At 53.3% G+C, this 12,564-nt stretch carries 13 protein-coding genes; 1 reads left to right on the top strand and 12 read right to left on the bottom strand.

Annotated features, from left to right (window positions below):
- Positions 1-69: 69 nt before the first annotated feature.
- From AC1W8Y_RS09425 to AC1W8Y_RS09375, 11 genes are all read right to left on the bottom strand, one after another.
- Positions 70-588, bottom strand: a complete 519-nt coding sequence (locus AC1W8Y_RS09425; protein WP_482014219.1) for an RDD family protein — start codon at positions 586-588, stop codon at positions 70-72.
- A gap of 36 nt (positions 589-624) precedes the next feature.
- The gene (locus AC1W8Y_RS09420) at positions 625-810 is read right to left on the bottom strand and encodes a hypothetical protein (RefSeq protein WP_482014218.1); all 186 of its coding nucleotides are present in this window, start codon (positions 808-810) and stop codon (positions 625-627) included.
- Between the two features lie 117 nt (positions 811-927).
- Positions 928-2,388, bottom strand: coding sequence for a THUMP domain-containing class I SAM-dependent RNA methyltransferase (locus AC1W8Y_RS09415; RefSeq protein WP_482014217.1), 1,461 nt, complete (start codon positions 2,386-2,388; stop codon positions 928-930).
- Between the two features lie 16 nt (positions 2,389-2,404).
- Positions 2,405-2,830, bottom strand: coding sequence for a CopD family protein (locus AC1W8Y_RS09410; RefSeq protein ID WP_482014216.1), 426 nt, complete (start codon positions 2,828-2,830; stop codon positions 2,405-2,407).
- 29 nt (positions 2,831-2,859) lie between these two features.
- Entirely contained in the window at positions 2,860-4,119 is a 1,260-nt protein-coding gene (locus AC1W8Y_RS09405) for a glutamate-5-semialdehyde dehydrogenase (protein WP_482014215.1), read from the bottom strand.
- Positions 4,120-4,127: 8 nt separating this feature from the next.
- Positions 4,128-5,171: a DNA polymerase III subunit delta gene (holA, locus tag AC1W8Y_RS09400; protein WP_482014214.1), complete on the bottom strand. Its 1,044-nt coding sequence runs from the start codon at positions 5,169-5,171 to the stop codon at positions 4,128-4,130.
- Between the two features lie 8 nt (positions 5,172-5,179).
- Complete coding sequence (locus AC1W8Y_RS09395) at positions 5,180-5,854, bottom strand: LPS-assembly lipoprotein LptE (RefSeq protein ID WP_482014213.1); 675 nt, start codon at positions 5,852-5,854, stop codon at positions 5,180-5,182.
- A gap of 33 nt (positions 5,855-5,887) precedes the next feature.
- Positions 5,888-8,548, bottom strand: a complete 2,661-nt coding sequence (gene leuS / locus AC1W8Y_RS09390; protein ID WP_482014212.1) for a leucine--tRNA ligase — start codon at positions 8,546-8,548, stop codon at positions 5,888-5,890.
- 100 nt (positions 8,549-8,648) lie between these two features.
- Complete coding sequence (gene rpmG / locus AC1W8Y_RS09385; RefSeq protein ID WP_003810296.1) at positions 8,649-8,816, bottom strand: 50S ribosomal protein L33; 168 nt, start codon at positions 8,814-8,816, stop codon at positions 8,649-8,651.
- A gap of 11 nt (positions 8,817-8,827) precedes the next feature.
- Positions 8,828-9,064 (bottom strand): 50S ribosomal protein L28, encoded by a 237-nt coding sequence (gene rpmB, locus AC1W8Y_RS09380; protein WP_106227788.1) that lies wholly within the window; start codon positions 9,062-9,064, stop codon positions 8,828-8,830.
- A 56-nt stretch (positions 9,065-9,120) separates the two neighbouring features.
- On the bottom strand, positions 9,121-10,311 hold the full coding sequence (locus AC1W8Y_RS09375) for a multidrug effflux MFS transporter (RefSeq protein ID WP_482014211.1): 1,191 nt from the start codon (positions 10,309-10,311) through the stop codon (positions 9,121-9,123).
- A 173-nt stretch (positions 10,312-10,484) separates the two neighbouring features.
- On the opposite strand from AC1W8Y_RS09375, the gene AC1W8Y_RS09370 reads away from it, so the two are divergent.
- Positions 10,485-11,747: a class I SAM-dependent methyltransferase gene (locus AC1W8Y_RS09370; RefSeq protein WP_482014281.1), complete on the top strand. Its 1,263-nt coding sequence runs from the start codon at positions 10,485-10,487 to the stop codon at positions 11,745-11,747.
- Here AC1W8Y_RS09370 and AC1W8Y_RS09365 read toward each other — a convergent pair.
- A complete protein-coding gene (locus AC1W8Y_RS09365; protein WP_482014210.1) occupies positions 11,744-12,544 on the bottom strand; it encodes an SDR family oxidoreductase in 801 nt (266 codons plus the stop codon). The two genes, AC1W8Y_RS09370 and AC1W8Y_RS09365, sit on opposite strands and share 4 nt — an antisense overlap.
- Between the last annotated feature and the right edge of the window lie 20 nt (positions 12,545-12,564).

Raw genomic sequence — 12,564 nt, 5'->3', positions numbered from 1 at the left:
CAGCGACGCTTTTGATGCAACTACCGCTTAAGCATCTGCGCTCAAACCTAGGGTTTTTACTAGTTTGTTTTAACGTTTGAAGCCGATTAAAGCCGTGCCAACCAGACGGTCATGCAAAAACTGCTGTCCTTGGGTAAACCATGTCGGGATGAGATTGGCAAAGGGGGCGGCAACAGAGAGCATCAACAGGGTTGGCCATCCGATTAAATGGGTCACCGCCCAAATGACGGCGGTGACTGCTGTTGGGATGACCCACATGAGAGCGTAACGAAACAGAAGCGTCGCAATACTGGGTTTTGCGCCGGTTTTGTCGACCAAACGAATATCCCAAGCCTTCATGGGCAAGGTTTGACCCGTGCGGCGCCAACAGGCCATGAAATACAAACCGATGACGAGAAAGAGCCAAATTTGCCGAGAATGTCGCAACATCAAAGCGTGGCGGCTTTGCGTCAAGGTATCAAATGCATAGTCGGCAATAAAGACGACCCCAAAAAGCAAAACACCCTCGTAGATCATCGACGCAAAACGCCTAGATCGCGGGGGTGCTTGGGGCACGATGTCAGACAGGGCAGGTGTAGAGATATTCATCCCCACTATTATCCCGCACTTTCTGGCACTGACGACTTACATCATTGTCGCAACAGCAGTATTGCCACGGGCAACTAAACCTTTTTCTCTCAACTTGGCGGCTTTGCTCACCAATTTCTGGATAGAACGCAGTGGGCTGAAGCGATATTGGTCTTCGAGCACTTGCGCGAGAATCTCGCGTTCGAGGGTGTCGGTCAGGCGTGTGTCAGTGTTGAATTTCATGATGGCTTCCTTATCCGTTAGGGATTACCCTAATTATAGGGAAAACCCTAGTCGAAAGCAAGCCACCGTTGCGATGGGCACGCAGTTGTTGCGACGCAGCAACTCTTTGCCAACAACTTAGTCTCGTCGATAGCTGTCCGCCACGAGTTCGAAGGTAAACAAACGACAATCCAGTGCCCCGTTAAAGAGCGGGTACCGCCGTAACGGCTTTAACCGCATATGCTTTGGCAAGTCGTGATCGGAGGTGATCACGCTGACCTGCCAATCCGTAAACTCTCGTTTGAGATTGGCCGACCAGTCTCGCCAGAATTCAAGATCCTGTTCTTCTAGGCGGTCTCCGTAAGGTGGGTTGGTGACTAACCAACCTGACTTCACGGGTGCCACAGCATCTCTAGCATCACCTACTTTGAATTGAATCGTCTCGGGGGTGAGGTAGGCTCGTTCGGCGTTTCGCTCAGCAGCTTCAATCGCAGCTGGATCAATGTCCATACCAATTAGCGGGGCGTCTAGCTCGGGCAAAATATTGTCTTGTGCTTCGGCTCTGAGGTCATCCCATTGGCGAACATCGTGATCCCGCAACCGCTCAAACCCAAATGGACGGGCAATGCCCGGTGGGACGCCGAGCGCTATCCAAGCGGCTTCAATCAGCACCGTGCCACTGCCGCAAAAGGGATCCAGGAGGGCACCCGCGGGATCCCAGCCGGACAAGGCGAGCAGACCCGCAGCCAGATTTTCGCGCAAAGGTGCCTCGCCTTTGTCAAACCGCCAGCCACGTTTGAATAAGGATTCGCCCGAGGTATCGAGATAGAGCGTCGCGGTGTCTTCGGACAAAAACAGATGGACGCGTGCATCCGGCCTGACAGTATCGATTGAAGGACGCTCGCCCTCGAGTTCTCTGAGACGATCGCAGATCCCGTCCTTTGCGCGCAAATTGCAATACTGCAGGCTTTGCATCGGGCTGCGCACCGCTGAGGTGTCAACGCGAAGCGTTTGCTCGGCACCGAACCAGCGCTCCCAAGGGATAGAGCGCGCCAATTCAAGGATGTCGTCTTCGTGGACGACCGGGGCTTGCCCAACACGCACCAAAATCCGTGTTGCCAGTCGCGAGTACAGGTTGGCTCGTTGAACGCCAAGCCAATCGCACTCAAAATGACAACCCGCCCTCGTTGGCGCTACTTTGTTGAAACCTAAAGCCTCAAGTTCGTCGGCAAGCACCGTTTCCAAACCCATTGGGCAAGGTGCGAAAGCAGCAAACAGCTCGGTGGTCTGCACGAGACGAGTTCGCTCAACCAGCTGAATTCTGTCCGCGGGATCGCGTCGCGGATTGCCGCGCTTATTGCGGTCATAGGGTCGCTCTACGGGGACATCATTGGGTTCGCTCGCGGGCTCATTGGCTTGTTTCAAACGAGCCTGTTTAGCTTTTTCGAGCGTCAATTGGGCGACCTGTCTTGCGCGTGCACCGATGCGTGTCTTGGGCTTGGTTCGGGGATCCGTTTTACGATCAGTGTTTTGATCGGCGTTCGTAGCGGATGCGCTGGGCTTGGCTTTAAGCGTCAGCGTCTTGATGGGAGGTGTCATGGTGATTCAGTCGTCATTAAAAGGGTTTGACCACCACAAGTGCAGTGACCACGACGAGAAGCACAACGGGGACTTCATTAAACCAGCGATAAAAAACATGCGATCGTTGGTTGGCACCCGCTTGAAATTTACGCAACATGACGCCGCAGGCATGGTGATAACCGATGATCAACACGACAAATAGCAATTTAGCGTGCATCCAGTAGCTGCCTGGCCCACTTCCAACCCCATAATGGCTCAACAATAGCCATAGACCAAGCAACACCGCAGGGATCGCCAGAATGGTCATAAAGCGATACAGTCGCTGCGCCATCCCAATTAAGGTCTGAGTCGACGCCTCGTCTTGCGTTTGTGCCAAGTTGACGTAAATCCGTGGCAAGTAAAACAAACCTGCAAACCAGGATGCGACAAAAACAAGGTGGAACGTTTTTACCCAAAGCATGTTGATTCAATCCTTAATAAGAGCGACGGTCAATGTCTTAGTTGACCCGTACCTTCAAGCACCCATTTCAAGGTGGTGAGACCCTCGAGACCGACAGGCCCGCGAGCATGGAGACGATTCGTCGAGATACCGATTTCTGCACCCAGTCCGTATTCGAAACCGTCTGCAAAGCAAGTGGGCAGATTGACGTAGACCGAACTAGAATCGACTTCGCGCTGAAACTTGTCTGCTGATGCAATGCTTTCGGTGACGATCGAATCTGTGTGCCCAGAGCCATACGTCGCGATGTGCGCGATGGCGTCGTCCAGATGGTCGACAACCTTGATCGCAAGCGTAGGGCCGAGGTACTCGGTCTCCCAGTCCTCAGTTATCGCCACTTCGGCGTCGGGCACAAGTTGTCTGGTTCTCTCGCAACCGCGAAGGGTCACCCCGTGTGCAATCAATCGTTGCCCTAAGGCGGGCAATAACTCGGCTGAAACCGCAGCGTGTACAAGCAAAGTCTCCATCGAGCCACAAACGCCATAGCGATAGGTCTTGGCATTGAACGCAATATCGTCGGCCTGCCTGAGGTTCGCGTACTGATCAATATATACATGGCAATTGCCATCGAGGTGCTTGATCATGGGGACTCGGGCCTGTTCAGCGAGTCGACTAATCAAGCTTTTACCCCCTCGAGGGATAATGACGTCTATATGTTCAGTCATGGTGATCATTTCGCCAACAGCGTCGCGATCAGCCGTATCGACGATTTGCACTGCGTGCGCAGGCAAACCCGCTTTTTGTAGTCCCGCGTTGACAATCAGACTCAAGGCCATGTTTGAATGCAAGGCTTCGCTGCCACCTCGCAAAATCGAGGCGTTGCCGGATTTTAAACAAAGTGCTGCGGCATCGATTGTGACGTTAGGCCGTGATTCGTAAATGATACCGATCACGCCAATCGGCACCCTCATCTGTCCCACGCGCATACCGTTTGGCCGAACGATACTGGCTGTCAGACTTCCAACGGGGTCCGGCAGCGCTGCAATCTGACGCAATCCGTCACTCATGGTGTCAATCGTTTTATCAGACAGCGTTAACCGATCAAGCAGTGGTGCTGACAATGACTTGGCTTTGCCAGCCTCGAGATCAATCGCATTTGCCTTTTTCAGTTCAACGCGCGCCGCCTCAAGGCCTTCGGCCATCGCGAGTAATGCATGGTTCTTTTGTTGAGTACTCGCTTTGAGTAGCAGGCGCGACGCCGCTCTGGCTTGCCGCCCCATCATGTGCATGTGTTCTTGTATTGAATTCATTTTTACTATTACCTGTTGCTTGAACCTACCGCCACCCGCATCGCGAGACGGGTCATTTCTTCCCAAGGATCATGCAGGCGGCCTGACACCTGAATGCCTTTGATCAGTCGGTCGACCTCGTGAGCGTGCTGCACGGCGGCCGGCCAACTATTGGCAGGTACGCGGGCGATCGCTTGACGCGCCAATCGCTCATGTGCGCCGAAGATTCTTAAGGCTCTCAGTATGCCAGATGCATCTTGCCCTTGGCTGATAGCCTGAGCCACACGAGCGAGCGATCTGATTTCTTCTCCGATGGCCCAAAGCACGAGCGGTAAGGCTTCGCCTTCTGCCCGCAAGCCAGCCATCGTTCTAAGCATTCGTTCGACATCGCCCACTAGCATCGCGTCACGCAAGCCAAAAACGTCATAGCGTGCGACATTCATCACGGCCTGTTCGACCTCAGTCGCGTCTAGTTCGCCTTCTGGGAATAAAAGGGCCAGTTTCAATATCTCTTGGTGTGCCGCGAGCAAATTGCCCTCAACTTTGTCGGCAAGCCATTGCAAAACATCTGGTTGCACGCTTTGCTGTTGATGACTCAGTCGTTCGGCGATCCATTGTGGAAGCTGATGGCGTTCAACGTTGGGCAAGTCAATGAGAGACGATGCAGCAAACAACTGTTGAGCCCATTTTGATTCTCGCGTCGCCCGGTCCAGTCGGGGCAGGGTGACAATCGTGAGAACATCCGAACCCGTGACCCCCTGCGAGGCGGTGGCAACCCCAATCAGCGTGTCGGCACCCGTCTTACCGGGCTTACCGGTGGGGATAGAGATTTCGAGCAGGGTTTTGTCACCAAACAGTGAGCCACTTTGAGTCGTCAGTGCGACTTCACCCCAATCACTGCGGGCATCCATCACGAGCGACTTTCTATCGGTGTAACCCGCACGCCGGGCAGCGATCCGCACACGATCACTGGCTTCTATGGTCAGTAACGGGTCGTCGCCCGTGATCACAAACAACGCACTTAGCGATGCGTCGGGATTATCAAGTTGTCTGAGAAGACGCTCGGCGCTCACAGCCCTGCTTACTTTTGAATAACGTCAGGTTTGGGCATCAGTTGCGAGCGCTGGACGGCATCGGGCAATTGTTCAGAAGGCCCCCGAATTGGACGAGCAACTTGAGCCGGCTCACCCGACAAATCTGTTGAACCCGTGGCCATAAGTCGCTCTGCTCGGTCAATTACTTCGGGTGACGTGACGCGTCTGACGATTCGAGAAATCGTTGCTTGTTCCATGTCTTTGAAGACGCTGGCAATTTGCCCTTCTTTTGCTTGAATCACGTTTGGATCGTATGGCAAATCACGTACGCTGAGAAACTCTTCTGACGGCATGATGATCTGGCCGTCTTTATCGGTGAGTTGAATCACAATGACCAGCGTCAATTCATACTCTTGGACTTGACCCAGGGAGTTCAGCGAGATCTCTCTCAACGACTTGCTGTATGCAATCTGTTGTAGCTGTACCTCAGCCAAGATCGGATTTTCTTCGATCTTGGTCTTAGGCGAAGTTGCTTTGAAAGCGCGGCGCATGTCAGCACCAAATTTGCTGTTTTCTTGAACGCCAATGTAGAGACTATCGAAAGGCAGTGGGCTTTCGCCAGCGAGATGAAAACCGCAGGCAGAGATCGCCAAACACAGCGATAACGAGCTCGCCAGACCCAGCAGTTTCATTAAGCTTCGCGACTTCGATAACTCAAACATCAGGTGATCCTTTGGGGTGTCACTGGGTGGAGACTAGCCCACTACGTTAACAAGTTTACCGGGCACAACAATAACCCGCTTTGCCGCTCTACCGTCGAGATGACGAACGACCGCTTCATGTCCCAAGGCGATTTGTTCGATTTGCTCTTTCGTCGCATCGCGTCCCACGCTTAAAGCGCCCCTTAGTTTACCGTTGACTTGCAAGACCATGTCGATTTCATCGGTAACCAGGGCCGCCTCATCCACTTGAGGCCAGGGCGCATCCAGCAGGTCGCCATAGTGCTGTGCAAAGCCAAGTTCAGCCCAAAGTGTCCAAGTAATGTGTGGCACGACAGGGTACAAAACTCTCAATAAGATACCAAGTGATTCTGAGGTCACTGCATCCGCATGAGCCGATGGGGCAAAACTTGCATCATCGATCGCATTGAGCATTTTCATACACGCGGACACCACGGTATTGTATTGAATCCGTTGATAATCGTAGTCTGCTTGTTTCAACAGGCCGTACATCTCAACGCGCAGCTTTTTGATCTCTGTTGGGGCGTCTGACCAAGCCGGTGAGCTGATTGGAAGTCCGCGAGCGACGGTGTCTTTGAGTTTGAAGCAAAGAGACCAGAGACGGCGCAAGAATCGGTTAGACCCTTCAACCCCTGCGTCAGACCATTCGAGGGTTTGTTCAGGCGGGCTAGTAAACATCACGAACAAGCGCGCGGTATCAGCACCTTGAGTGTCTATCAGTGATTGCGGATCAACCCCATTGTTTTTCGATTTTGACATCGTACCCACACCGCCATAGGTCACTTCTCGACCCGTCGATTTCAGCGTCGCCCCTGTAATGGCACCTTTGGCGTCATAAGTGTTGGCAACCTCGTCTGGCCAGAAATATTCGATACCGCCGATCTCGGTTTTGGCAGAATAAATATGATTCAGCACCATGCCTTGGCACAATAACTTTGTGAAAGGCTCATCAAACTTCACCAGACCCAGGTCTTTCATGACCTTGGTCCAGAAGCGTGCGTATAACAAATGCAGTACGGCATGTTCAATACCCCCGATGTACTGATCCATCGGCATCCAGTAATCGTTGCGCTCATCGACCATCGCCTGATCGTTGCCAGGCGAGGTGTACCGCATGAAATACCAGGACGAATCGACGAAGGTATCCATGGTGTCGGTTTCGCGCCTTGCTGGCTTGCCGCAAGTGGGGCATTGGCACGACAAAAAGCCCTCGTGCTTGGTTAACGGATTGCCGCTGCCATCAGGGATCAGGTCGTCGGGCAAAACCACCGGCAGATCAGCCTCGGGGACAGGAACAGGACCACAGTCTGCACAATGAATAATCGGTATGGGCGTACCCCAGTACCGTTGCCGCGAAATGCCCCAGTCGCGCAAACGCCAGGTGGTCTGCCGAGTACCGAGGCTTAAGGCCTCAAGCTGCTTGGCAATGGCATCAACGGCTAGTGCTGAAGACAAGCCCTCGTAACGGCCAGAGTTAACCAGCTTGCCGGCGGTCTTGTCAGCGTACCAGTCAGCCCAAACCGTTGAATCAAAGGCGTTATCGCCCACTTGAACGACTTGTTTGATAGGCAGACGGTATTTGTTCGCGAAAATAAAATCGCGTTCGTCATGAGCAGGTACACCCATCACTGCCCCGTCACCGTAGCTCATCAGGACATAATTACCGACCCAGACAGGCACCGCTTCTCTGGTGATGGGGTGCGTCACGAACAGGCCAGTATCGAGGCCTTCTTTTTCTCGGGTGGCGAGTTCTGCCTCAGTCGTACCCCCTTGTTTGCAATGCTCGATAAAGTCCGCCACAGCAGCCTTTGATCTCGCCGCGTACTGAGCAAGCGGGTGCTCGGGCGCTACCGCGCAAAAGGTGACCCCCATGATGGTGTCTGCACGCGTCGTAAAGACAAACAGTTTGCCATCCTGAATGAGGCTGCCATCTTCTTGTCTGATGTCATGGGTAAACGCAAAGCGAACACCTTCGCTTTTGCCTATCCAGTTCTCTTGCATTGCACGCACGCGATCAGGCCAGCCATCAAGGCCTGATTTCACTTGATCGAGCAAGTCGCTGGCGTAATCCGTGATGCGAAGGTAATAGCCCGGGATCTCACGCTTTTCAACGAGGGCACCAGAGCGCCAGCCACGGCCGTCGATCACCTGCTCATTGGCCAAGACCGTGTTGTCAACCGGATCCCAATTAACGACTTGGGTTTTACGATAGGCGATGCCTTTTTCGAGCATCTTTAAAAATAGCCATTGATTCCATTTGTAATAGCTGGGATCGCAGGCCGCCATCTCACGTGACCAGTCAATCGCAAGCCCCATCGCTTTCATCTGCTTTTTCATATAAGCGATGTTGTCGTACGTCCATTTTGCCGGCGGGGTCTTGGATTTGATCGCTGCGTTTTCAGCGGGCATGCCGAACGCATCCCAGCCCATGGGCATCAATACGTTGTATCCCTTCATGCGCAACTGTCGGGTCATCATGTCGTTGATGGTGTAATTGCGAACGTGCCCCATGTGTAGTTTGCCACTTGGATAAGGCAGCATTGAACACGCATAGAACTTGGGCTTTAATTGACCAGAGGCATCCTTGGCAAACTCGGTGACGCGATACGCATCACGAGCCTCCCAGTTGGTGTGCGCGGCGATTTCAACAACGGTGGGCTGGTAGCGATCCTGCATGGAGATGGGCCAATAAAAATCGTTTAAACGAACAACCCCGCATCAAGCGGGGTTGTCAGGCAGTGCAATACAGCAACTGTAAACTTGAGCGCGCGCTGAATTACTTCAGTTTGGTCTCTTTGTAGTCAACATGCTTGCGAGCAACTGGATCAAATTTCTTGATCAGCATTTTCTCTGGCATGTTGCGTTTGTTTTTAGTTGTCGTGTAGAAATGACCCGTGCCAGCAGTGGACTCGAGTTTGATTTTTTCGCGGATACCTTTTGCCATGATGTGCTCCTTTAGGCGATTTCGCCACGGGCACGCAGATCAACCAACACGGCATCGATGCCGAGTTTATCAATCGTACGCAGGGCGTTAGTGGATACGCGCAGGCGCACCCAGCGATTTTCGCTCTCAACCCAGAAACGACGTGACTGCAAATTCGGCAGAAAACGACGCTTGGTTTTGTTGTTAGCGTGAGAAACATTGTTGCCCACCATTGGGGCTTTACCGGTTACTTGGCAAACGCGTGCCATGATTGCACCTCTTTTTACAGTTAGCCTTCTATTCTATTACGGAAACCACTTGCTAATCAAGTCCTTCTGGCAATTAACCCGATTACCCAGGCTAAAGTCGTGCATCCAGCCAACATTAAAGTCAGCGGCAAAGGGCCTGGCCAGGGGATCAGACTGATCACCGCCCCGGCGATTGCCCCGCAAGACATCTGCAACGTCCCGAGCATGGCTGACGCCGACCCCAGATGCCGTCCTTGGTCTGCCAGTGCCATGGCGGCCGAGTTGGGGCCGACAAAGCCCATTGAGAACATAAACATCATCAAGCACGCCATCAGCAGTGGCAGGGTCATCAGCCCAGTGAGGCTAAATAATAGTGCTGCCATCCCTGCCAGGGCTGTCCCCGCAAGCGCTTTCGGCAAAATGGCGATCGGGGGTCTGGTTTTGAGCAACCTGGCGCTGACTTGTGAGCCAACGATCAAGCAGAGCGCATTTGAGCCAAAAAGTAGTCCGTAATACTGTGGGTCGACGCCGTAATGTTGAATAAAAATCCTGGGCGAACTAGCGATGTAACTGAACATGGCGGCCGAAATCATCCCGCCCGACACCGCGAAGGCCACGAAACGCCGTGTCGAGAGCAGTTCTGTATAGGTTTTTAAAATTGTTGTCAGATGAAGCGACGTCTTGTTATCAGGGTTGAGTGATTCGGTCATGATCCGGCTTACGGTCATGAAAAGAACCATTGACCCCACCACCATGACACCGAAAATACCGCGCCATCCAAGCAATCCAACCAGCTGCCCCCCAATGACGGGCGCAAGAATGGGGGCGACCCCCATGATCAACATTAACAAAGAGAGCGCACGGGCGGCCTGTTGCGTGTCATAGTGATCGCGGATCACGGCACGAGGCACCACAAGGCCCGCCGCCCCACCAATCGCTTGAAATAGGCGGCAGACTGTCAGCAGGTGGATATTGGGCGATAGCGCACAACCAATGGATGCCAGCAGATAGACAATTAAGCCACCCAGCAAAGGGGGTTTGCGCCCAAAGCGGTCAGCCAGTGGGCCATAAAGCAATTGTGAGATCGCCATGCCAAACAGATAAACGGCAAGCGTACGTTCAACATCCCCCGAAGGCACTTGAAAATCCTGTGCGATCAAATGAAATGTCGGGAGGTACATGTCAATAGAGACAGGTGCAATAGCAGTTAACGCCCCCATCAAGACAAGCCAGCCAGGCATGTAAGGGGAGGCCAGCTTTTTTGTCATGACCGATCCGAGGTGATTGAATAGTTCGGCATTATCGCTCAGATACGAACAGGCACATCTCTTGCAATAACAAGGGAAATATTTCCTTTTGATCAAAAATTAGATAAATTGATTGAATTGTCTTGCGCCACGCACTTGTAATCTATTCTGGGATGGTTCTGGAGGACATCAGTTTGAATCCGTTTGCTCATGTCATTGGTGAAAAACTAGCATCGTTACCGGTCAAACTCTGCCTGGTGCTTCCGGACGGAACTCAGCTAGGCGATGCTCAGGCCCCGATCAAATTACACGCTAAAGATAAAAAGGTATTGTTGGATTTGGCAGCTGGTGACGTGGGGCATATTGCTGCTGATTTTGTCGAAGGTCGGTGTGAAATCGATGGGTCGATGCGTGATATCATGGCCGCCGCCATCGCTTTGTTACCGAAGAATCCCGTCTTAGAGGGGCGCTCCTCATGGCTGGGCAGAATTCTGGATGGATTTAAGTCGGCTGCTCGGCACTCACTCGAGCGAGATGCTCAACAGATCGAATTTCATTACGACCTGTCCGATGACTTTTATCGTCTCTGGCTCGATCCCCGACGGGTGTATTCATGTGCGTTTTACCAAGAGCCGGATCTCACGCTTGCCCAAGCCCAAGAGGCCAAACTAGATCTGATCTGCCGAAAGTTAAAGCTCGCCCCGGGCGAGCGCTATCTGGATGTCGGCTCGGGTTGGGGCGGCTTGCTGCTCTGGGCAGCTGAGCATTATGGGGTCGTTGCAACAGGTATAACGCTGTCTAAAAACCAATGCACCTATGTCAACAATCTCATCGCCGAAAAAGGGCTAGGCGGTCGAGTTCAGGTGCAGTTGCTTGATTATCGACAGCTCAATCCCGATCATTTGTTCGACAAGATCTCGTCAGTGGGGATGTTTGAGCATGTGGGCCGAGCAAACTTGACTGGCTACTTTAGCAAGCTGCAATCCCTGCTGAGGCCCGGGGGTTTGGTATTGAATCATGGCATCACGGCCGCGACGCCCGATAACCCAATGATCGGAAACGGGATTGGCGACTTCATTGAGCGTTATATCTTTCCGGGTGGTGAGTTGTGTCACATTAGTCAGGTGCTTGCCCACATGACCGACGGTGGGATAGAGGCAGTCGATATCGAGAATTTGCGACCTCACTACGCTCGGACGCTCTGGGCCTGGAGTGACTCGCTTGAGCAACAGCTGGCTGCGGCCGCCGCCGTGTTGCCGGGTGAGCAAGGGCGCCGGGCGATCAGAGCCTATCGGTTTTATTTAGCGGGATGTGCGTTGGCGTTTGAACAAGGGTGGGTGTCCTTACACCAGATTTTGGGACAACATCTCGCCACCGGGCGTGCAGACGAACTAGATAAGCCTGACGATCAGGCTTATCCGTGGCGCCGTGATTACATCTTTAAGCCATCAACTTAAACCACCAAGGGGGTCTGTGAGCCATCCATGGTGATGATGGTTCCCGTCACGTAGCTGGCCCGATCTGACGCGAGGTAGGCGACCGTGTCAGCGACCTCTTCTGGCGTTGCCAGGCGGCCAAGCGGTACCTTTCGTGTTGCGTCTTTCAACGCTTGTTCTTCAGACACGTTGTCGTTTGCTGCTGCGACTTTGATCCCCTCTTTCAACCGTTCTGTTAACGTCGATGCGGGGTTGACTGCGTTGACCCGGATACCCATAGGTGCGTAGGCGGCAGCAAGACCGGCGGTGGCCAACATTAAGGCTGCGTTGGCGCTGCCACCCGAGAGGTGAACCGTGGACGCCACCTTGCCGCCGGCCCCGATGACATTGACCACTGCCCCTTTGCGACGCTCGCCCATTCGTTTGATGACCGGATCTAGCACGTTGATATAGGTGAAGAATTTCGCATCCATAGCGTCGCGCCAGCGCGCTGGCGTAAGCTCACCTGCGACCACGCGCTTTGCAGCGCCCGCCGAATTGACCAAAACATCGATGGGGCCCATGGCCGCCTCGGCCGCATTAACAGCGAGTAAGGCAGCGTCCGCACTGACCAGATCTGCTGCAAAAATAGCAATTCTGTGCCCCCACGCGGGCGTCTCTTTGCTGAGTGCTTGCTTAGCCTGATCGAGGTTGGCTGGGTCTCGCGACACGAGGCTGACCTTGGCACCCTCTTGTAAAAACACGCGTGCGCATGCGAGGCCGATGCCTTTGCTACCGCCAGTAATCAAAACATGCTGATCGTTAAGATGTAAATCCATGTCAGTGTTGTCCTTCTTCA

Source organism: Jezberella sp., assembly GCF_964834465.1.
This window is presented reverse-complemented; position numbering and strand designations above follow the sequence as displayed.

Bases quoted from the DNA above. Each gene is read 5' to 3' on its own strand.
- AC1W8Y_RS09365 (WP_482014210.1), bottom strand. From the start codon at position 12,544: ATGGATTTACATCTTAACGATCAGCATGTTTTGATTACTGGCGGTAGC.
- leuS (WP_482014212.1), bottom strand. From the start codon at position 8,548: ATGCAGGATCGCTACCAGCCCACCGTTGTTGAAATCGCCGCGCACACC.
- AC1W8Y_RS09395 (WP_482014213.1), bottom strand. From the start codon at position 5,854: ATGTTTGAGTTATCGAAGTCGCGAAGCTTAATGAAACTGCTGGGTCTG.
- rpmG (WP_003810296.1), bottom strand. From the start codon at position 8,816: ATGGCAAAAGGTATCCGCGAAAAAATCAAACTCGAGTCCACTGCTGGC.
- AC1W8Y_RS09420 (WP_482014218.1), bottom strand. From the start codon at position 810: ATGAAATTCAACACTGACACACGCCTGACCGACACCCTCGAACGCGAG.
- AC1W8Y_RS09405 (WP_482014215.1), bottom strand. From the start codon at position 4,119: ATGAATTCAATACAAGAACACATGCACATGATGGGGCGGCAAGCCAGA.
- AC1W8Y_RS09425 (WP_482014219.1), bottom strand. From the start codon at position 588: ATGAATATCTCTACACCTGCCCTGTCTGACATCGTGCCCCAAGCACCC.
- AC1W8Y_RS09415 (WP_482014217.1), bottom strand. From the start codon at position 2,388: ATGACACCTCCCATCAAGACGCTGACGCTTAAAGCCAAGCCCAGCGCA.
- rpmB (WP_106227788.1), bottom strand. From the start codon at position 9,064: ATGGCACGCGTTTGCCAAGTAACCGGTAAAGCCCCAATGGTGGGCAAC.
- AC1W8Y_RS09410 (WP_482014216.1), bottom strand. From the start codon at position 2,830: ATGCTTTGGGTAAAAACGTTCCACCTTGTTTTTGTCGCATCCTGGTTT.
- AC1W8Y_RS09375 (WP_482014211.1), bottom strand. From the start codon at position 10,311: ATGACAAAAAAGCTGGCCTCCCCTTACATGCCTGGCTGGCTTGTCTTG.